The 18590-nt window shown below is 65.9% G+C and carries 19 protein-coding genes; 2 read left to right on the top strand and 17 right to left on the bottom strand.

Going from position 1 to position 18590, the window contains the following annotated elements; translation table 11 throughout:
- Positions 1 to 250: 250 nt before the first annotated feature.
- Positions 251 to 649 (bottom strand): DUF488 domain-containing protein, encoded by a 399-nt coding sequence (locus ACNFH5_RS17520; RefSeq protein WP_416748045.1) that lies wholly within the window; start codon positions 647 to 649, stop codon positions 251 to 253.
- A gap of 86 nt (positions 650 to 735) precedes the next feature.
- Between ACNFH5_RS17520 and ACNFH5_RS17515 the strand changes: the two genes are divergently transcribed.
- Entirely contained in the window at positions 736 to 1404 is a 669-nt protein-coding gene (locus ACNFH5_RS17515) for a COG3650 family protein (protein ID WP_416748043.1), read from the top strand.
- 111 nt (positions 1405 to 1515) lie between these two features.
- On the opposite strand, the gene ACNFH5_RS17510 is transcribed toward ACNFH5_RS17515, so the two are convergent.
- From ACNFH5_RS17510 to ACNFH5_RS17460, 11 genes are all read right to left on the bottom strand, one after another.
- Positions 1516 to 1767 (bottom strand): hypothetical protein, encoded by a 252-nt coding sequence (locus ACNFH5_RS17510; protein ID WP_416748041.1) that lies wholly within the window; start codon positions 1765 to 1767, stop codon positions 1516 to 1518.
- A gap of 14 nt (positions 1768 to 1781) precedes the next feature.
- Positions 1782 to 2471: an aspartate/glutamate racemase family protein gene (locus tag ACNFH5_RS17505; RefSeq protein WP_416748039.1), complete on the bottom strand. Its 690-nt coding sequence runs from the start codon at positions 2469 to 2471 to the stop codon at positions 1782 to 1784.
- Positions 2472 to 2488: 17 nt separating this feature from the next.
- Positions 2489 to 3589 (bottom strand): PLP-dependent cysteine synthase family protein, encoded by a 1101-nt coding sequence (locus ACNFH5_RS17500; RefSeq protein ID WP_416748037.1) that lies wholly within the window; start codon positions 3587 to 3589, stop codon positions 2489 to 2491.
- Positions 3590 to 3627: 38 nt separating this feature from the next.
- On the bottom strand, positions 3628 to 4533 hold the full coding sequence (locus ACNFH5_RS17495; RefSeq protein ID WP_416748035.1) for a DMT family transporter: 906 nt from the start codon (positions 4531 to 4533) through the stop codon (positions 3628 to 3630).
- Positions 4534 to 5045: 512 nt separating this feature from the next.
- Positions 5046 to 5369, bottom strand: coding sequence for a Na+/H+ antiporter subunit G (locus ACNFH5_RS17490; protein ID WP_416748033.1), 324 nt, complete (start codon positions 5367 to 5369; stop codon positions 5046 to 5048).
- A complete protein-coding gene (locus ACNFH5_RS17485; RefSeq protein ID WP_416748031.1) occupies positions 5366 to 5635 on the bottom strand; it encodes a K+/H+ antiporter subunit F in 270 nt (89 codons plus the stop codon). Before ACNFH5_RS17485 ends, ACNFH5_RS17490 begins: the two co-directional genes overlap by 4 nt.
- On the bottom strand, positions 5620 to 6120 hold the full coding sequence (locus ACNFH5_RS17480) for a Na+/H+ antiporter subunit E (RefSeq protein ID WP_416748029.1): 501 nt from the start codon (positions 6118 to 6120) through the stop codon (positions 5620 to 5622). The genes ACNFH5_RS17485 and ACNFH5_RS17480 overlap by 16 nt, the downstream gene beginning before the upstream one ends.
- Positions 6117 to 7613 (bottom strand): monovalent cation/H+ antiporter subunit D, encoded by a 1497-nt coding sequence (locus ACNFH5_RS17475; protein ID WP_416748027.1) that lies wholly within the window; start codon positions 7611 to 7613, stop codon positions 6117 to 6119. The genes ACNFH5_RS17480 and ACNFH5_RS17475 overlap by 4 nt, the downstream gene beginning before the upstream one ends.
- A complete protein-coding gene (locus ACNFH5_RS17470; protein ID WP_205339531.1) occupies positions 7610 to 7951 on the bottom strand; it encodes a Na+/H+ antiporter subunit C in 342 nt (113 codons plus the stop codon). Before ACNFH5_RS17470 ends, ACNFH5_RS17475 begins: the two co-directional genes overlap by 4 nt.
- The gene (locus ACNFH5_RS17465; protein ID WP_416748025.1) at positions 7951 to 10749 is read right to left on the bottom strand and encodes a monovalent cation/H+ antiporter subunit A; all 2799 of its coding nucleotides are present in this window, start codon (positions 10747 to 10749) and stop codon (positions 7951 to 7953) included. The genes ACNFH5_RS17470 and ACNFH5_RS17465 overlap by 1 nt, the downstream gene beginning before the upstream one ends.
- Positions 10750 to 11004: 255 nt before the next feature.
- Positions 11005 to 11469: a glycine zipper 2TM domain-containing protein gene (locus ACNFH5_RS17460; protein WP_045209875.1), complete on the bottom strand. Its 465-nt coding sequence runs from the start codon at positions 11467 to 11469 to the stop codon at positions 11005 to 11007.
- Positions 11470 to 11662: 193 nt separating this feature from the next.
- On the opposite strand from ACNFH5_RS17460, the gene ACNFH5_RS17455 reads away from it, so the two are divergent.
- Positions 11663 to 11899, top strand: coding sequence for a hypothetical protein (locus tag ACNFH5_RS17455; protein ID WP_416748023.1), 237 nt, complete (start codon positions 11663 to 11665; stop codon positions 11897 to 11899).
- Here the strand turns inward: ACNFH5_RS17455 and ACNFH5_RS17450 are convergent.
- The 5 genes from ACNFH5_RS17450 to ACNFH5_RS17430 all read right to left on the bottom strand — a co-directional run bounded on the left by ACNFH5_RS17450 (position 11884) and on the right by ACNFH5_RS17430 (position 18535).
- Positions 11884 to 13023 (bottom strand): glycerate kinase, encoded by a 1140-nt coding sequence (locus ACNFH5_RS17450; RefSeq protein ID WP_416748021.1) that lies wholly within the window; start codon positions 13021 to 13023, stop codon positions 11884 to 11886. The two genes, ACNFH5_RS17455 and ACNFH5_RS17450, sit on opposite strands and share 16 nt — an antisense overlap.
- Before the next feature lie 161 nt (positions 13024 to 13184).
- On the bottom strand, positions 13185 to 13832 hold the full coding sequence (gene pdxH, locus ACNFH5_RS17445) for a pyridoxamine 5'-phosphate oxidase (RefSeq protein ID WP_416748019.1): 648 nt from the start codon (positions 13830 to 13832) through the stop codon (positions 13185 to 13187).
- 108 nt (positions 13833 to 13940) lie between these two features.
- A complete protein-coding gene (locus tag ACNFH5_RS17440) occupies positions 13941 to 14747 on the bottom strand; it encodes an OmpA family protein (RefSeq protein WP_416748017.1) in 807 nt (268 codons plus the stop codon).
- 246 nt (positions 14748 to 14993) lie between these two features.
- Complete coding sequence (locus ACNFH5_RS17435; protein WP_416748014.1) at positions 14994 to 16139, bottom strand: serine hydrolase domain-containing protein; 1146 nt, start codon at positions 16137 to 16139, stop codon at positions 14994 to 14996.
- Positions 16140 to 16255: 116 nt separating this feature from the next.
- Complete coding sequence (locus tag ACNFH5_RS17430) at positions 16256 to 18535, bottom strand: beta-galactosidase (RefSeq protein WP_416748012.1); 2280 nt, start codon at positions 18533 to 18535, stop codon at positions 16256 to 16258.
- Positions 18536 to 18590 lie beyond the last annotated feature (55 nt).

The following is an 18590-nucleotide window of genomic DNA, read 5'->3' as shown; positions in this document are numbered from 1 at the left end:
AACGCCCCCACCCCGTCCGCTGACGTAGGGCGTACAACCGTTCGCGGTTGTACGCCGATAATCCGTGGCTCGGTAGCGCTGCCAATGCCCACTCGGAGCGCGCTGGAGGCCAGGTCATACAGCGTATAACGTCGGACGTTATACGCCCTACATTCTGCGTCGGTCGTTGGCCTTGGTTCGCGAGCAAGCTCGCTCCTACAAGTCCCGGCGAAGGTTTTTCTGTAGGAGCGAGCTTGCTCGCGAACCGCCCCTACTCGGCCTTGCCTGCATAGCACACCGGCGAACTTCCCTCCCCCTGCTTCTGCAGCTCATCCTCGAGGAACTCCGCCAGCACCCGGGCGTTGTTGTGCTCCTCGTCCCTGGCCGCATAGAGCAGCGTCAGCGTGCCCTTGCGCGCCAGGTCCAGCAGGCCCATCCAGTGTTCCGGGTGGGCGTTCAGCTCGCCGTGGTAGGCCTTGCGGAAATCCTCGAACAAACTCGGATCATGGTGGAAGCGCTGGCGCAATTCGTTGGACGGCGAGGCATCCTTGGCCCAGTACTCCATGTACAGGTCTTCCTTGCGAATCCCCCGTGGCCACAGACGGTCCACCAGCACCCGCTGACCATCGGCCTTGGTCGCCGGTTCGTAGGCGCGCTTGCAACGAATCATCCGAAATTCTCCTCGCTCGTGGCATTGCCCTTGAGATGGCCGGCTTCGCTGGGTAACGTGGGCCCACTTTCGAGGGAGCCCGTTTCATGCGATCCAGCCGTTTCATCCTCTTCAGCCTGCTACCCCTGTTCGCCGCCTGCCAGGTGTGGACGCCGGACAAGACCGATCTTAACGCCTCCACCCGTCTGCAGGGCGAACTGAGCAGGCTGGACGGCAAGCTGGTGTTCCGCAGCTGCACCGAGCAGCGCCGCTTCAGCATCGAGGACACCGGCAACACCGGCCTGCCGCGCGATGCGCTGGAGATGTTCAACGACGGCGCCATCTCGCTGTTCGCCGACCTGCGCGGCAGCTTCAGCGGCAGCAGTGCGCAGGGCACCGACGGCAAGCTGGAAGTTGCCAAGGTCTATCGCCTGCAGAACGAAGGCGCCGGCTGTGACGACCCGAACTTCAAGCGCGCGGTGGTCCGCGCCCACGGCAACGAGCCGGGCTGGAGCGTGCTGGTGAACAGCCAGGGCATGCTGATCGAGCAGCCGGGCAAGGAATCCCTGGTGCTGCCCTATATCGCCGAAGGTGTACCCGATGGCAGCACCAGCTACTCCAGCGAAGCCAACGGCGAGAAGGTCGAACTGTGGATCGCCCCGGCGCGCTGCCAGGACAACATGAGCGGCGCCCTGAGCAACCTCTCGGCCGAACTGCGCCTGGACGACAAGGTCATGCGCGGCTGCGCCTATCCGGGCGGTTCCAGCGGCGATTGATCGACCCGCACAAGGTTTTCAGACAGCGTAGGAGCGGACTCTGTCCGCGATCGGTATCCGCGCGATTCGGAGCCATCGCGGACAGAGTCCGCTCCTGCGCACACGGCTGATTCAAACGAGCAGCCCCGCCGCCGCCAACCGTGCCTTGAGTGCGGCGAACTCCTCGTCGTACTCCCAATAGGCCAGCCGGCCATCGCTGGCGGTCACCAGCACGTACTTCTCGCTGATCGACTGAATGCGCTCAACGCGCACCAGCTTCTCGACGAAATCCGGGTCGGAAACCTGCTCGATCACCTCGCGGTTCTGCTCGTCATAGCCATGCATGATGAATGCGGCGCGAACCTTCAGGCTGATGAAGCTCATGCTGTCGTATCTCCTCAAAGGGCTGCGTCGGCCGCGTGCAGGGCGTGCAGTGCCGTGGTGTCGAACAGCGGCACCGCGGCATCGGCCGGGCCGACCAGCAGGGAAATCTCCGTACAGCCGAGGATCACCGCCTCGGCGCCCTGCTCCACCAGTGCGGCGATAATGCGCTGGTACTCATCCCGCGACTCGTCGCGAATCCGCCCCAGGCACAGCTCCTCATAGATGACCCGGTGCACCACCTGGCGGTCGGCTTCGCTCGGGGTCAGCACCTTCAGCCCGAACCTGTCCACCAGCCGATCCTTGTAGAACGCCTGTTCCATGGTGAAGCGCGTGCCCAGCAGGCCGACGGTGGAAACGCCAGCCGCACGGATCGCCTCGGCGGTCGGGTCGGCGATATGCAGCAGCGGGATATCCACGGCCGCCTCGATTGCCGGCGCCACCTTGTGCATGGTGTTGGTACAGAGCACGAGGAAATCCGCGCCCGCCGCCTTCAGCGAGCGGGCCGCGTCAGCCAGCACACGGCCGGCAGCGTCCCAATCGCCGGCATGCTGCAGACGCTCGATCTCGTGGAAGTCCACGCTGTACAGCGCGACCTTCGCCGAGTGCAGCCCGCCCAGGCGTTCCTTGATGCGTTCGTTGATCTGTCGGTAATAGGGAATGGTCGACTCCCAGCTCATGCCGCCGATCAGGCCAATGGTCTTCATGCTTCGCTCCAGATGAATCAGTCCAGTCCGATACAGGGCAGATCGCCGGGCAGCGCCGCGCCGTGCTCGGCGCACTGGCGCACCGCCTCGATCAGCGGATCGAGGTCGAAGCCTTGGGAAATCAGCCACAGCGGGTTGTAGTAGGTGGTCTCGTAGCGCTCGCCGCTGTCGCAGAGGATCGCCACCACCGAGCCGCTCTCGCGCCGCGCCACCATCTGCCGCGCGACCAGCAGCGCGCCAATCAGGTTGGTGCCGCTGGAGCCGCCGACATGCCGCCCCAGGCGCTGCGCCAGGTAATGCATGGCAGCCAGGGACAGGTCGTCCGGCACCTTGCAGCAGGCATCGAGCACATTGGGCAGGAACGACGCTTCCACGCGCGGGCGGCCGATGCCTTCGATGCGCGAGCCGTAGCTCAGGGTCAGATCGCGGTCACCGGTTTTATAGGAATCGAAGAACACCGAGCGCTCGGCGTCGGCGCAAAGTACCCGCGTGTCATGCCGCCGATAGCGGGCAAAGCGCCCCAGGGTCGCCAGAGTGCCGCCGGTGCCGGGGCTGGAGACCAGCCAGGAAGGTTCGGGGAAACGCTCATGGCGCATCTGCTGGAAGATCGACTCGGCGATGTTGTTGTTCGCCCGCCAGTCGGTGGCGCGCTCGGCGTAGGTGAACTGGTCCATGAAGTGGCCGCCGGTTTCCTTCGCCAGGCGCTCGGACTCGGCGTAGATCTGCGTCGGGTCATCCACCAGATGGCTCTGGCCGCCATAGAAGGCAATCTGCGCGATCTTCTCCTTCGAGGTGCTGGCCGGCACCACGGCAATGAACGGTACGCCCAGCAGCCGCGCGAAATAGGCCTCGGAAATTGCCGTCGAACCACTGGACGCCTCGATCACCGGAGCGCCCGGCTTCAGCCAGCCGTTACACAGCGCATAGAGGAACAGCGAGCGCGCCAGGCGGTGCTTGAGGCTGCCGGTGGGGTGGCTGGATTCGTCCTTGAAGTACAGGTCCACACCCGGCAGGCCGGGCATGTCCAGAGGGATCAGGTGGGTATCGGCGCTGCGCTGGAAATCCGCTTCGATGATGCGGATCGCCTCGCGGGTCCAACTGCGTTCCTGGGCGGCCATGGTGTCGTTCTCCTGGCAGGGCAAGCGGTTCAATAGGTTCAGTCCAGCACACCGGCGGGCGACGTGGGCGGTGCGCTGCGCCACTGGCTGAGGGCGACGCCGGCGAACACCAGGCCGGCGGCCAATGCCTGCTGACCGCTGAGCACCTCACCCAGCAGCAGTGCGGCAAAGATCAGGGTGAACACCGGGATCAGGTTGATGAAACCGGTCGCCTGGCTCGCCGGCAGGCGGCTGACGCCGAAGTTGTACAGACCATAGGCGCCAACGGTGACCACACTGCCCAGGTAGATCAGTGAGAAGCAGCCGGTCGGGCCGGGCGATGGCGGCAATCCGGAGGTGCCCAGCGCCAGCGGCAGGAAGAACACCGAGCCGATGAACGCCTGCATGGCGGTCAGGATGAAGGGCGAATAGCGTGCCGACAGGTGCTTGAGCAACAGGGTGTAGCCGGTGGCACAGAGCATCGCCAGCAGTTCGTAGAAATTGCCCAGCAGCGGGTTGGGCGCATGGCTGTCCGGCTCGCTGGCCAGGGTCAGCCAGAGCGAGCCGAGCACCGCCAGGGCGAAACCCAGCCAGGTGTTGCGGGCGATTTTCTCATGCAGCAGGAAGAAGGCTCCGACCGCCACCAGCAGGGGCAGCAGCGCGGTGATCATTCCCGCCTGCGCCGCGCTGGTCTGCTGCAGCGCCAGCGACTCGAAGATGAAGTACAGGCAGGGCTCGCAGGCGGCCAGCGCCAGTAGCCACTTCCAGTCGCCGGGTCGGTAGTCGATGCGCCCGCGCCAGCGCCAGGCGGCGAGGAAGATCAGGCTGCCCAGCGCCATACGGGCGAAGATCACCCACATCGCCGGCATTTCCTGAAAGGCGAATTTCAACGCGATGAACGAACTGCCCCAGAGCGCCATGGCCAGCACCAGGCACGCGAGGGCGAACGGCCGGGATTGCTGCACGGGACGCTCCAGTCAAAAGGTCCCCGGAGTATAGGAGGCGCGCCCCGGCGGCCGACAGGTACAGAATCACAGGGAAACTGTATGGGCTTGTGGCTTTTGTGTAGGAGCGAGCTTGCTCGCGAACAAACTCACCGGCGGCTCCTGCGCTGGTGCGGTTCGCGAGCAAGCTCGCTCCTACGAAGAGCCAATGTCTCGCCCGCCCCTGGCTTTTAAAGACTTTTGGAGTTTCAGGGGTTGAGCAACATGGATGTCGCGAGAGCCCCGATGGGCCAGGGATGGCCCGTCGGGGCGTGCCCCAGAAACTTCGATTCAACGAGGGAATTTTTCGCCTAAGCGAAAAACCGGATGATTGGGGCAAGACCTTTGCCTACTTTGCGTGGGGCGGCCATCCGTCGTTTGGCAAAGTAGGTCGCCCGAGGGGGCGAAACCCAATACCTCCACGCACGCCGAAGCGGCGCAGAACTCCTAACCCAAATGCATCGCGAACAAGGTCCGCTACAGCCAGGCAGGGATCAGTCCCAGGGCTTGCCCTTGGTCCCCCGCTCCACCGGCACACGCTGCTGCATCGCCGCCTTGGCCAGCAGGTGCGCGCTCACCGGCGCGGTGATGAAGAGAAACACGGTGATCAGGATTTCATGCAGGCTGACGCCTTCGCCACGCGTGCTGAAATACAGCAGCGAAGCCAGGACGATTCCGCCCACGCCGAGGGTCGAGGCCTTGGTCGGCGCATGCAGACGCGTGTAGAAGTCCGGCAACCGGTACAGGCCGATGGCGCCAAGCAGGGCGAACAGGCTGCCGGCCAGCAACAGCAGGCACACCAACGCTTCAATGATCATTCGATGATGTCTCCCCGCAGGAGGAACTTGCACAGCGCCACGGTGCTGACGAAGCCCATCACCGCGATCAGCAGCGCCGCCTCGAAGTACAGGCCGCTGCCCTTCCAGATGCCGAACAGCACGATCAACGCGATGGCTTTGATCGACAGGGTATCCAGCGCGAGGATGCGGTCCGCCACCGACGGCCCGCGGATCAGCCGCGCCACGGTGAGCAGCACGGCGATGCCCAGCAGCGCCAGGCAGATCGGGATCACGATGCCGAGCACGGGAACACCTCCTTCAGCGGCGCCTCATAGCGAGCCTTGATGTCCGCCACCAGCGCCTGTGGATCGGGTACGTCGATGCCGTGGACCAGCAGCGTGCGACGGTCGGCGGACAGGTCAGCGGAACAGGTGCCCGGGGTCAGGGTGATGACGCTGGCAAGGATGCTGATGGCCAGATCATCGGTCAGCTCCAGCGGTATTTCCACGAAGCCCGGGCGCAGATTCGCCTTCGGCCCCAGCACCAGTTTCGCCACCTGCAGGTTGGCCACGACTATGTCGTAGAGCACCAGGCCGATAAAACGCACCAGCAAGCCCGGCCGCTGGATGCGCGGCGCGGCCAGCAGCAGATTGCGGCACAGCAGCGGAATGCTCAGGCAGAGGAAAGCGCCGAGCAGCCAGTGGCCGAGGGAGAAATCGTTGACCAGCAGCAGCCAGCTCAGCAGCAGCATGCCGCTGAGCAGCGGGTGTGGTAGGACGCGCCGGATCATGCGCCACCTCCCAGCAGGATCGCCTGGCGGTAGAGCCCGGCGTCCAGCAACTGCGCGGCCGTGGCCTGTGCATAAGTGATCAGCGGCCGCGCGGCGACCACCATCAGTGGTGCGCTGGCCAGCAGGCCGAAGGTCGCCAGCATCTTCACCGGCTCACGATCGGCACTGCCCAGCACGCTCAGCCCGGTGCGCCAGAACAGCGTGCTGCCGGCGCGGCTCAGGGCGATAATGGTCACCAGCCCGCTGACCAGCACCACGCTCCAGAGCACGATGGCTTCGCTGCCACCGCTCACCGAGCGCAGCAGCATCAGCTTGCCGAGGAAACCAGACAGCGGCGGCAAGCCGGCGACGGCAATGGCGCCGAAGAAGAAAGCCCCGCCCAGCAGGTGCGGCTGCAACAGGGCCGGCCCTCGGACCAGCTGGCCGCCTTTGTCGCCGCGCTGGCGTGCGATCAGGTCGGCGAGCAGGAACAGGCCGCCCGCCACCCAGATGCTGTGCAGCAGGTAATAGAGTGCGGCAGAGAGTGCCTCCGGCGTGCCCAGCGCGATGGCCGCCAGCAGCGTGCCGGCGGAGACCACCACGAGGTACGAAAGCAGCCCCTGCAACGTGGTCGCCGCCAGCGCACCCAGCGCACCGGCCGCGATACCGGCCAGCGCCAGCGGCCACAGCCAGGCCTGCGCCAGATTCGCCAGCTCGCCGGCCTGGTCGCCGAAGATCAGCGTGTACACGCGCAGGATCGAATAGATGCCCACCTTGGTCATGATCGAGAACAGCGCCGCCACCGGCGCGCTGGCCTCGGCATAGGCTTTGGGCAACCAGAAGTACAGTGGCAGCAGCGCCGCCTTGAGGCCGAACACCACCAGCAGCAACAGTGCAGCCGCCCGCACCAGCGGCGCCTGCTCGGCGCTCAGTTGCGCCACGCGCTCGGCCATGTGCGCCATGTTCAGCGTGCCGGTGATGCCGTAGAGCGTGCCCACGGCGATGAGAAAGAACGCCGAGCCGACCAGGTTGAGCACCACGTAATGCACACCCGCGCGCACCCGCCCTGCCCCGCCACCATGCAACAGCAGTGCATAGGAGGCGATCAGCAGGATTTCGAAGAACACGAAGAGGTTGAACAGGTCGCCGGTGAGGAAGGCGCCATTCAATCCGAGCAACTGGAACTGGAACAGTGCGTGGAAACGTTTGCCGCGCCGGTCATCCCCGCGCACCGCGTAGATCAGCGCGAGGCTGGCAAGCAGCGCGGTGGCAGCGATCATCAGCGCGCTGAGGCGGTCCAGCACCAGGATGATGCCGAACGGCGGCTGCCAGTTGCCCAGCGCATAGAACTGCACAACGCCGCTGTCGGCCTGTTGCAGCAATACGGCGGAAAGCGGCAGCAACGCCAGGGTCGCGAGCAGCGACAGCCCACGCTGCGCGCGCTCACCCATGAGCAGCAGCGCGCAGCCGGCGAACAGCGGCAGCAGGACGGGCAGTATCAGCCAGTGGTTCATCGGCTCTGCTCTCCTTCGTGGCCATCACCGCCATCCACATGATCGCCGCCGGTATCCGCCAGCCCGCGCAGGGCCAGCACGATGACGAAGGCGGTCATGGCGAAACCGATGACGATGGCGGTCAACACCAACGCCTGGGGGATCGGGTCACCGGCATTGGCGACCTTGCCGATCACCGCCGGGTCGCCGGCCAGCCGGCCCATGGCGAAGAGGAACAGGTTCACCGCGTAGGACAACAGGGTCAGCCCGAGTACGACAGGAAAAGTGCGCGCCCGCAGCAGCAGGTAGACGCCGCTGGCGGTCAGCAGGCCGAGGGCGATGGCGAACAGCGCTTCCATCAGGGCGCCTCCTTGGACAACAGCGGCTCCGGTGGTGCAGTGACCGAACCAAGGCCCGAGAGGATCAATAGCGTCGCACCGACCACGGTGAAGTACACGCCCAGGTCGAACAGCATGGCAGTGGCCAGTTCGATCTCACCCACCAGCGGGATATGGAAATGGCCGAACGCCGAGGTGAGGAACGGGAAGCCGAAGAACCAGGCGCCCAACCCGGTGAGCCCGGCGATCAGCACACCGAGGCCAGCGAGACGGCCGTAGTCCAGCGGCAGGCGCGTGCTCACCCAGCGGCTGCCGCAGGCGATGTACTGGAGGATCAGCGCGACCGACGTGATCAGCCCGGCGATGAAGCCGCCGCCGGGCAGGTTGTGCCCGCGCAGGAAGATGAATACCGAGACCAGCAGCGCCAACGGCAACAGCAGGCGCGATAGCGTGGCAAGGATCGGCGGGAAGCGGTCCTTCGCCCAGGCGCGGCCATCTTCATCGCCGTCGCGGCGCAGCAGGCGCAGGCCGTCGAGCAGTGCGAAGATGCCAACCGCGGCAATCGCCAGCACGGTGATCTCGCCGAGGGTATCAAAACCGCGGAAGTCGACCAGGATCACGTTCACCACGTTGTGCCCGCCGCCACCCGAAACGCTGTTCTCCAAGTAGTAGCCGGCAATACTGTCGTACGGCCGAGTCAGCACGGCGTAGGTCAGCAGCGTGACCATCAGGCCGGCGCCCAGGGCGATCAGGAAATCGCGCAAGCGGCGCAGGCTGCTGGAAGTCTTCGGCGTGCGTGCCGGCAGGTAGTAGAGCGCCAGCATCAGCAGGACCATGGTCACCACTTCCACCGACAGCTGCGTGAGCGCCAGGTCCGGCGCGGCGAAGCGGGCGAAGGCCAGCGCCACCAGCAGGCCGGCGATGCTGAGGATGACCAGCGCAGTCAGGCGCTGACGGTGGAACCAGACGGTGAGCGGCCCGGCGATCGCCAGCAGCACCAGGCCCAGCGCAGTAATGCCGTCCAGCGGCGTCTGTGCAAGGTCGCCCTGGATGCCGGGCAACGGCGCAAGACCTGCGAACACGACGACCACGGCGGCCAGTACCAGCAGCATCGAATAACGTTGCAGCGAGCCGTTCTCCAGGTAACCGGTGATGCGCGCGGCGAAGCGCACCACACGCTGTACCTGCTGCTCGAATACCAGCTTGGCATCCATCGCCGGCAGCCCGGCGTACCAGTCGAACAGCGGCTTGCGCAGCACATAGAGCAACACGCCGCCGGCGGTGGCGACGAAGCTCATGGCCAGCGGCGCGTTGAAGCCGTGCCAGATCGCCAGGCTGTACTCGGGCAGCGCGCCGTTCAGGCTCGACGCGGCGGCTCCCGCCAGCAGCGGGCCGACGATGATGCCCGGCATGATGCCGACCAGCAGGCAGATCAGCACGAGGATTTCCACCGGCACCTTCATGTAGCGCGGCGGCTCGTGGGGGTGCGGGTTGGGCAGATTGATCGGCTCGCCGTTGAAGAACACGTCGTGGATAAAGCGCACCGAATAGCTCACCGAGAACAGCGCGCCGACGGTGGCCAGCGCCGGGATCAGCCAGTTGAAGCTGCCCATCATGTTCTGCGCCAGGGTCTCGCCGAAGAACATTTCCTTGCTGAGGAAACCGTTGAGCAGCGGCACGCCCGCCATCGACGCCGACGCCACCATCGCCAGCACGGCGGTGTGCGGCATGTACTTCCACATGCCGTTGATACGACGCATGTCGCGGCTGCCGGTCTCGTGGTCGATGATCCCGGCGGCCATGAACAGCGAGGCCTTGAAGGTGGCGTGGTTGATGATGTGGAAGATCGCCGCGACATTGGCCATGGGCGAATCCAGGCCGAACAGCAAAGTGATCAAGCCCAGGTGGCTGATGGTGGAATACGCCAGCAGGCCCTTGAGGTCATTCTGGAACAGCGCGATGAAGGCGCCCATCAGCAGGGTCGCCAGGCCGGTAAGGCTGACCAGGTAGAACCACAGGTCATTGCCCGACAGCAGCGGATACAGGCGCGCCAGCAGGAAGACGCCGGCCTTCACCATGGTCGCCGAGTGCAGGTAAGCCGACACCGGCGTCGGCGCCGCCATCGCATGGGGCAGCCAGAAATGGAACGGGAACTGTGCGGATTTGGTGAACACGCCCAGCAGCACCAGGCACAACGCCAGCGGGAACAGCGGGCTGGCCTGCAGCACCTCGCGGGCGCCGAGCACGGTGGAGAGTTCGAAGCTGCCAACCACATGGCCGATCAGCAGGATACCGGCCAGCAGCGCGAGGCCGCCGCCACCGGTCACCGCGAGCGCCATCCGCGCGCCCTTGCGCGCATCCGAGCGATGGCCCCAGAAGCCGATCAGCAGGAACGACGACAGGCTGGTCAGTTCCCAGAACACCAGCATCAGCAGCAGGTTTTCGCTGAGCACCACACCAAGCATGGCGCCCATGAACAGCAGCAGGAAGGCGAAGAAGCGCCCGGCGGGCTCCTTCTCCGACAGGTAATAGCGGGCGTAGAGGATCACCAGCAGGCCGATGCCGAGGATCAGCAGGGCGAACAGGAAACCCAGGCCGTCCAGACGCAGGCTGAGGTTCAGGCCCAGCTCCGGCAACCAGTCCACGCGCTGGATGTGCGGATCGCCACTCAGCACCGAGCGCTGGCCCAGCAGCAGGATCAACCCCGCGAGCGGCACCAGCCCAGTGGCGGCAGCGCAGGCGGTACGGCCGAAACGCTCAGCCAGCAGCGGCAGCAATACCCCGAAGAAAGGCAGCGCGATGATCAGCGCCAACGTCATGACCCACTCCTTTTCACCGCCGGGCGGCGTCCAGACAAACAACACCGCGCGAAGGCGGCCGGCTTGCAACGGCGACGATTATCCATATCTATCGATTACACGTCATGGATTGAAGTATTACGAAAATACAAGTCTGAGCCGCGCCCGCATTGAGCTGCGCCGGAATTCCGATCTCCCAAACGATAGCGCGCGACAGTCGAAACGACTGTCGCGCGCTGGGTTTCGCTGGCTGCCAGGGTGGGCAGCCGTTGCCGGTCAGTGGGCGACGCGGCTGGTACCGTTGACGGTCAGGATGCGCACGCGCTCGCCAACGCGGAACACGGCGCCTTCGTCGACCTGCTGGACGTAGGCGCGGGTGCTGCCGTCGTCTTCACGAACGGTGATTTCCACGCCCTGGGTGCGGGTCAGGCCTTCTTCGGTGGCTGCACCGAGCAGGCCGCCGGCCACGGCACCGATGATCGCGGTGACATAGCTACCCTTTCCGCCACCGATGGCGCTGCCGCCGATACCGCCGACCGCGGCGCCGGCAACGGAGCCGATCGGAGTCTTGGTGCCTTCGATCTTCACGGGGCGCAGGGCCTGGATGGTACCCATGCGAACATTCTGCACGGTGCGTGCTTCTTCACGGGTATAGGTGTCGCCGGTCAGGCTGGACTGGCAACCGCCGAGGGTCATGGCCAGGGCAGCGAAAGTCACGGCGATCAGGGCAGTTTTACGCATTAGGGAACCTCCGAGTAGGGCTACGACTATTAGACTCCGACGACAGCCCGCCTGTCACGCCAGGTCATGAAACAGCTGATCTCGATTCAGCTTTTGTACAGTTTGTGCCACTTCGACGGAAAACGCCTGCTTTGGCTCAGTTTTTCGTACACCCGGATGCGCTAGCCTGGCATCCGCAGAAGGAGCATCCCGCTTGGACTATTTCATCATCGTCGTCACCACCGCCGCCGGCCTGTATTTCCACTGGTGGATTTACTGGCGCATCCGTCGCTGGATGGATCGCGACCTGGCGCTGTCGCTGGCCGGCGATGATCCGCAGAAGCGTGTCTATCTGTTGCAACGCCTGGCCGATGCCAAGCGCGAGAAGGTAAAGCGCCGCGACCTGCCCGACTGGCTGCAGCGCGCCGCAGACGATTACCGCGCGGCCTGAGCCAGCGACCAGAAGCGCGCCAGGGCTTCGGCGCGGTTTTCCAATTCCTGCGCCGCCCGCGCGCAGGCATCAGCGAGAGTGATCGGCCCCGGCGCCAGGCTGAACGCTGCTTCGATTCCGACTTCGCGCAATTCGGCCAGCCCTTCGCCCACACTGCCCGCCAGCGCGATCACCGGCACACCCGCACGCCGCGCCACATGAGCCACGCCCACCGGCGTCTTGCCGTGCAGGCTCTGGCCATCCAGCCGCCCTTCCCCGGTGATGACCAGCGAGGCGCCGGCCAACGCCGACTCCAGCTCCGACAACTCGGCGATCAGCTCGATGCCCGGACGGAAGCGCGCCTTGAGGAAGGCCCGGCAAGCGAAGCCCAGACCACCCGCTGCACCGACGCCGGGGAACAGGCTGTGATCCTGCCCGAGGGCCAGCGCCGCGACTTCGGCGAAGCGCTTGAGCGCGCCGTCCAGCTGCTGCACCTGCGCCGGGTTCGCGCCCTTTTGCGGGCCGAATACCGCAGAGGCGCCATGCGGGCCACAGAGCGGATTGTTCACGTCGGCGGCCACTTCGACCTCGACATCGCCCAGTCGCGGGTCGAGGTTCGACAGGTCGATGCGCTCCAGGTCCGCGAGCCGAGCGCCGCCGGCGCCCAACTCATTGCCCTGGCCATCACGGAAACTCACACCGAGCGCCTGCAGCAAACCCAGTCCACCGTCGTTGGTGGCGCTGCCGCCCAGGCCGATGATGATCTTCTTCGCACCAGCATCCAGCGCCTCGCGAATCAACTCTCCCGTGCCACGACTGGTGGTACGGGTGGCATCGCGCTGACCTTCCGGCACCCAGTGCAGGCCGCTGGCGGCGGCCATCTCGATGACTGCAGTGGCGTCCTCCAGCCAGCCCCAGTGGGCTCTCACCGGCTGCTCCAGCGGGCCGCAGACTTCCAACTCGCGGCGCTCCCCCGGCCGCGCCGCCAACACCGCGTCCACCGTACCCTCACCGCCGTCAGCCATCGGTCGCAGCAGGGTTTCGTCGCCGGGCCGTGCGCGCAGCCAGCCGCGAGAAATGGCCTCGGCGACCCCGGGGGCGGAGAGGCTTTCCTTGAAGGAGTCGGGGGCGATAACGACTTTCATGGGGACGGTCCGTTGTGCGGGAGGATGGAGGGCATCCTACACCGCCGCACGGTTTTCCCGAGGTGCGTAGGAGCGGACTTTGTCCGCGATGGGTCCGATTCGCGCCGGAAATCATCGCGGACAAAGTCCGCTCCTACACCCTGCTCATCTTCGGAAGAGGTTCAGGGAGCGAGGCGCTCGCGCACCCAGGTGCCGTTCTCGACGCGGTAGTTGAGGCGATCATGCAGGCGGCTCGGACGGCCCTGCCAGAACTCGATACGACTCGGCAACAGGCGGTAGCCACCCCAGAAATCCGGGCAACTCGGCGCACTGTCGGCGAAGCGTTGCTCAGTCTCGGCCAGCAGGTGCTCCAGTTCGCCACGGCCGTCGATCACCCGGCTCTGCGGCGAGGCCCAGGCACCCAGGCGACTGCCCAATGGGCGCACGCGGTAGTAGGCGGCGGATTCTTCGGCGGAGACTTTCTCGACCCGCCCCTCGATGCGCACCTGGCGCTCCAGCGCCGGCCAGAAGAAGGTCATGGCTGCGCGCGGGTTTTCTCCGAGTTGCTGGCCCTTGGCGCTTTCGTAGTTGCTGAAGAAGGTGAAACCGCGCTCGTCCAAGCCCTTGAGCAGGAGCACACGGCAGTGTGGCTGGCCGTCGGCGTCCACGGTGGCAAGCATCATCGCGTTGGGTTCGACCGGCAGTTGCTCGGTCTTCACCGCGTCTTCGAACCACTGATTGAACAGGGTGAAGGGTTCGGCGGGGGCCTGGGTCTCGGTCAGTCCGTCACGGGTGTATTCGCGGCGCATATCGGCCAGGGTCTGGGCCATCGGAAATCTCCTGCAGAAGAAGTCCTTAAGCTTATCCAGAGTTACGCCTTCGCGCTTGATCCACGACAAGCGTCATTCCGCCCGGAATGACGCTTTGCGTGTTGAGGATCAGTTGGCCTGGGCGAGCGCCAGCAGGCTGGTGCGCTGGGTCACCAGCACTTCGACACGGCGGTTCAGCGCACGGCCTTCGGCGCTGGCGTTGTCGGCGCGCGGCAGGCTGGAGCCAACGCCCTTCAGGCGCAGGCGGTCGGCGCCCAAGCCGCTCAGGCGGAAGATCGAGGAGACCGCCTGGGCGCGCTGCAGGCTGACCTTGTCGTTGGTCAGCTTGTCGCCCGAGCTGTCGCTGTGGCCGAGCACCAGCACGCCGCTTTCCGGATCGTTCTGCAGCATCTTCGCCACGTTGCCCAGCGGTGCCAGGGTAATCGGCAGCAGCAGCTCAGGACGCTTGGGGTTGAAGGAACCTTCCACTGGGGCGATCAGCACCAGGGCGTCCTCACGGCGCTCGACGGTGAACTTGCTGCCGGCTACTGCTGCACGCAGGGACTTCTCGTGCTGATCCAGCCACTCCTTGGTGACCTTGGTGTCCTGCGGCTTGGCGGCATTCCCGGCGCCCGGTGCACTGTCGCTCACTCCGAACGGCCACCACCAGTGGCCACCGGGCTGCTTGCTGCCAGCCTCGGCGACCTTGGGCGCCACTACCGGCTTCTTCTCCGGAGCGGGCGCTGCGGCGGTCACTTCCTCATCACCGCCGAAGGGCCACCACCAGTGTCCGCTACCGGCAGCGGGCTTGGCTGCAGCCGCGGTGCTTTCCGGGGCATTGGCCGGGGCCTGGGACTGGAACTGGCTGCAGGCGGAAAGGCCGACGCACAGGGCAAGGGTGGAGACTTTCAGCGAATTCGAGAACAGCAGGTTCATGGGGGCGATTCCATAAGTCGGAACATGAAGAGAGGCCGGGCGCGGCCGACAGGCGGCAGCCCCTGACTTCAGCAATCAGCTTAAGAGTTGTACATAACTTACTCAGTTGGAACGAGATTTTAATCCCGAACTGACGAGCGGCGCATGTCTGCGCCCAGGAGAACGCCGTCACACCTCGCAAGCGCGACGGCAAAAGCGGACGACCTTAAGAAGGTGCGGCGGGAGGAAGGTTCCTCCCGCTCGTCGCTACAGGCAGTCGCCGGCGAGGCGCGCCAGGCGCTGGGCGCGCGGGTCCATCAGCACGTAGGGGCCAAGGGTGTTGACGACGAAGCCGAAAGCCAGCTGGCGGTCCGGATCGGCGAAGCCGATGGAGCCACCGGCCCCCGGATGACCAAAGGCCTGCGGGCCGAGGCCGTAGGTGGCGTTGGCCACGCTTGGCTGGTCAAGCATGCAACCCAGACCGAAGCGCGTACAGGTCAACAACGTTCGATCCTCGCCAACGGCATGCTCGCGGGTGAGCTCGGCCAGCAGCGCGTCATCCAGCAGTTTGCCCTGCAGCAAACCGTTGTAGAAACCGGCCAGCGAGCACGCATTGCCGTGGCCATTGGCCGCGGGTTGCGACATGCGCCGCCATTCCGGCTTATTGGTGCTGGTGAGCACCGAGGGCGGATTGGTGAAGGCGCGGGTGGAGAGTGCGGCGGCGTCGGTCATCATGGTGCGCAGCAGGCGTTGCGCCGCGGCATCGCCCAGGTTGCCCTTGCCACGAGCAATGTGTGCCACGCGGTGGAACTCGGTGTCATCCAGGCCGATGTGGAAATCCAGCCCCAGCGGCCGCGCCGTACGTTCGACGATGGCGGCGCCCGGCTCGCGGCCGTCTACACGGCGGATCACTTCGCCGATCAGCCAGCCGTAGGTGATGGGTGCATAGCCGTGTTCGGCACCGGGCTTCCACCAGGGCGTTTCGGCGGCCAGCGCGGCCGTCATGGTCGACCAGTCATACAGTGCCTCAGGCGCCAGCGGCTCACGGATCGCCGGCAGGCCAGCGCGATGGCAGAGGAGTTGGCGCACGGTGAGACCCTGCTTGCCGGCCTGCTCGAATTCCGGCCAGTAGCGCGCCACCGGCGCGTCCAGATCCAGCCGTCCCTCCCCCACCAGTTGCAATGCGGCGACAGCCGCGAAGGTCTTGGTGCAGGAGAACAGGTTGAGCAGCGTATCGGCCTGCCAATCCTGACCCGGCTCCTTGCCCGCGCTGCCGGCCCAGAGATCGACCACCGTCTCGCCGCCGACCTGGATGCACAGCGCCGCGCCGCGCTCCTGCGGGTCTTCGAACAGCGCGCTGAAGGCATCGGCAACGGGAGTGAAGCGCGGATCACAGTGGCCGTTCAGGGTCATCTCAAACTCCGGAAATGAGCAGGGGCGAAGACGCCATTCTTTCAGCGCGCTCCGCCCCTGGGAACCCTGCCGAAGGCAGGGTGTGGTCTCACGAATGTCGGATCATCGCCGCACCCTCACTGCGATGCTTCTTCCTCATCGTCGCTGTCGTCGTCAGCCGGCTCGGCTTTGGGCGCGGGTTCCGGCGCCACCTTGGCGGCGGCGCGGGCCTGCTCGTCGATGCCTTTCAACGTCTGCTGGTTGGCCTTGCGCACGGCGTCGACGAAGCCGGTGAACGGCAGGTCGGTGATGCCGACCAGGCCGATATGGCCGTTCTCGCCGTCGAGCAGGCGGCCGGTCACCGGCTGGTCGAGGTACTGGAACCAGTGCGCACCGACGATGTTCGGCTCCTTCGCCGCCTCGGCGAGGAAGCGCTGGTACGCCTCGCCGCGCTGCTGTTCGTTGTACACCTCGGCGACGCCGCCCCAGAACGGCCCGCGATCGCGGGAGCCGAAATGGAATTCGGTGATCAGCACCGGCTTGTCCAGGCTGCGCACGTAGTTGCTGTCGAAGCCCTGCTGCGGCAGCGGCACGTAGAGGTTGAAGCTGAGGATGTCGCAGTACTTCGCGCAGGAGGCCAGCGCCTCCGGCGTGCTGACGGCGAAGCGCGGGCCGAGCAGCAGGTGGTTCGGCGCATGCCACTGCAGCGAGTCTTTCAGGGTCTTGAAGTACTGGTCGGCGTAAAGGCGCAGGAAGGCGCTGTAGTCCTGAGCGATGGCCGGGTGTGCCTCGCTCGGCATCGGCGCCTGGTAGCCCGGCGCATCGAGGTCTTCCCAGGAGCCCAGCTGCACGCCCCAGGCCTCGACGAGCTGCTCGTGGTCCTCGTACTTGTCTTTGAGCTGCTTGATGAAGGCACGCTTGGCCGGGCTGTCGGTGGACAGCTTGAGTGTGCCGAAGGCCAGCGCGAAGTGCGCCACGTCGTCGTCACCCCGGCCGGCCCAGGCCAGTTCGTTGTCGGCGTAGTAGCCCAGCAGCCAGGCGTCCTCGCGGTGATCGCGTGCGGCGATGGCGATGGCGCGTTCGGCGGCCATGGCGAAGCGCGGGTCGAACGGGTCGGGCATGGCGCCCCACCAGTCGTAGCCGGTGCTGACCGTGGCGTAGTCGCCGCTGATGGACAGCGGCACGCTGTAGGGCATGCGCGGATCATCGGCGAAGGCCGGATCGCTCCAGTCGCCCAGGGTGTTGAAGCCCCAGGAAGCGAGGCGCTGCACGGTGCGCTCACGCCAGGCGGCTGCCGCGGCGTCGCCGGTCAGTCCACCGTCGGCGCGGAAGCGGTTGGCGGCATAGAAATCGAACCAGCGGCCATTGCCGAAGGCACGGCCCTGCTGGGCGCCAACGCCACTGCGATCGTCGCGCTGACCGTAGAAGGCGGCCAACGGCTCGTCTTCCTTCGGCAGGCTGGCGAACATGTATTCGCGGCCTTCAACGTAGGTCTGACTGCTGTCGGCGTTCACCGCGTTGACACCCATGGACCAGAACGAATGTCCTTCCGGCGTCACCAGCCACCAGCGGCCATTGCGCTTCTCGGTGCGGAAGAAACCAGTGCCTTCGAAGGCCGGGCCATCGAGCAGGCCGCCAAAGGCATCGCGGCCGGCCCCCGGTTTCCACTTGCTCAGTTGCTCGCCTTCGGCTTTCCAGGCGCTGGCCAGTTGCTCAGGACTCTTCACCTTTTCCGGCCAGTCGCTGCGGGTGGACTGGCCGAAGCTGTCGACGATGCCGGCGTAGGCCTTGTGGTATTCGTCGTTGCCGGCACGGGTACCGAAGCGGCCGACGAGAATGTCCTGCGCCGCCTTGGGCGAAGTCAGGAACAGCTTCACCGCGCCGACCTGGCTGCGATTCAGCTCGCCAGTGACCTTGCTCGCCAGCAGCAGGCGCTGGCCATCCTGGGTGACCGGCATCGGCGCGCCGGCGCGCATGCCGAAATCTTCCGGGGCGATGGCGTGCAGCGGGATCACCAGCGTCTGCGCCGGCCCCGGCGGCAGGGCAATGCTGGCGCGCAGGCCGGGAGCGCCGGCGACGCCTTCGATTTCCACTTCCAGGGTGATGGCCCAGTCCATGGCGTTCTGGATACGGAGGCTGACGCTGTCGGCCTGGGACCAGTCCCAACTGCCGTTCGAGGGTGCCAGGCGCAGGGTCGGCTGCGGCGCGGGGTTGAAGTTCACCCGGCGCAGGATCTCGCCTTCGGGCGTGGCCTCGGCGGTGGAACTGGGCAAATCGGCGTTCTGCGTGGTGACCGTGACCACGGCCATGGGCTTGACGAAGTTGAACAGGGTTTCATTGCCGCCGGCCGACCAGGCCGGGGCGCTGGCGATGGCCAGGCTGAGCAGCAGAGGCAGATGCCAACGCATCGAGGTCATGGATTCGAGTCCTTGCAACACGCCCGCCGGCTGGCGGGCGTTCGTTTGACAGCAA

Origin of the sequence: Pseudomonas sp. NY15435, assembly GCF_048068295.1 — a bacterium.
Taxonomy (GTDB): Bacteria; Pseudomonadota; Gammaproteobacteria; order Pseudomonadales; family Pseudomonadaceae; genus Pseudomonas.
The sequence above is the reverse complement of the archived record's forward strand: the minus strand, read 5'-3'. Positions and strand labels throughout refer to the sequence as shown.

Bases quoted from the DNA above. Each gene is read 5' to 3' on its own strand.
- ACNFH5_RS17520 (WP_416748045.1), bottom strand. From the start codon at position 649: ATGATTCGTTGCAAGCGCGCCTACGAACCGGCGACCAAGGCCGATGGT.
- ACNFH5_RS17515 (WP_416748043.1), top strand. From the start codon at position 736: ATGCGATCCAGCCGTTTCATCCTCTTCAGCCTGCTACCCCTGTTCGCC.
- ACNFH5_RS17510 (WP_416748041.1), bottom strand. From the start codon at position 1,767: ATGAGCTTCATCAGCCTGAAGGTTCGCGCCGCATTCATCATGCATGGC.
- ACNFH5_RS17505 (WP_416748039.1), bottom strand. From the start codon at position 2,471: ATGAAGACCATTGGCCTGATCGGCGGCATGAGCTGGGAGTCGACCATT.
- ACNFH5_RS17500 (WP_416748037.1), bottom strand. From the start codon at position 3,589: ATGGCCGCCCAGGAACGCAGTTGGACCCGCGAGGCGATCCGCATCATC.
- ACNFH5_RS17490 (WP_416748033.1), bottom strand. From the start codon at position 5,369: ATGATCATTGAAGCGTTGGTGTGCCTGCTGTTGCTGGCCGGCAGCCTG.
- ACNFH5_RS17480 (WP_416748029.1), bottom strand. From the start codon at position 6,120: ATGATCCGGCGCGTCCTACCACACCCGCTGCTCAGCGGCATGCTGCTG.
- ACNFH5_RS17475 (WP_416748027.1), bottom strand. From the start codon at position 7,613: ATGAACCACTGGCTGATACTGCCCGTCCTGCTGCCGCTGTTCGCCGGC.
- ACNFH5_RS17470 (WP_205339531.1), bottom strand. From the start codon at position 7,951: ATGGAAGCGCTGTTCGCCATCGCCCTCGGCCTGCTGACCGCCAGCGGC.
- ACNFH5_RS17465 (WP_416748025.1), bottom strand. From the start codon at position 10,749: ATGACGTTGGCGCTGATCATCGCGCTGCCTTTCTTCGGGGTATTGCTG.
- ACNFH5_RS17460 (WP_045209875.1), bottom strand. From the start codon at position 11,469: ATGCGTAAAACTGCCCTGATCGCCGTGACTTTCGCTGCCCTGGCCATG.
- ACNFH5_RS17450 (WP_416748021.1), bottom strand. From the start codon at position 13,023: ATGAAAGTCGTTATCGCCCCCGACTCCTTCAAGGAAAGCCTCTCCGCC.
- pdxH (WP_416748019.1), bottom strand. From the start codon at position 13,832: ATGGCCCAGACCCTGGCCGATATGCGCCGCGAATACACCCGTGACGGA.
- ACNFH5_RS17440 (WP_416748017.1), bottom strand. From the start codon at position 14,747: ATGAACCTGCTGTTCTCGAATTCGCTGAAAGTCTCCACCCTTGCCCTG.
- ACNFH5_RS17435 (WP_416748014.1), bottom strand. From the start codon at position 16,139: ATGACCCTGAACGGCCACTGTGATCCGCGCTTCACTCCCGTTGCCGAT.
- ACNFH5_RS17430 (WP_416748012.1), bottom strand. From the start codon at position 18,535: ATGACCTCGATGCGTTGGCATCTGCCTCTGCTGCTCAGCCTGGCCATC.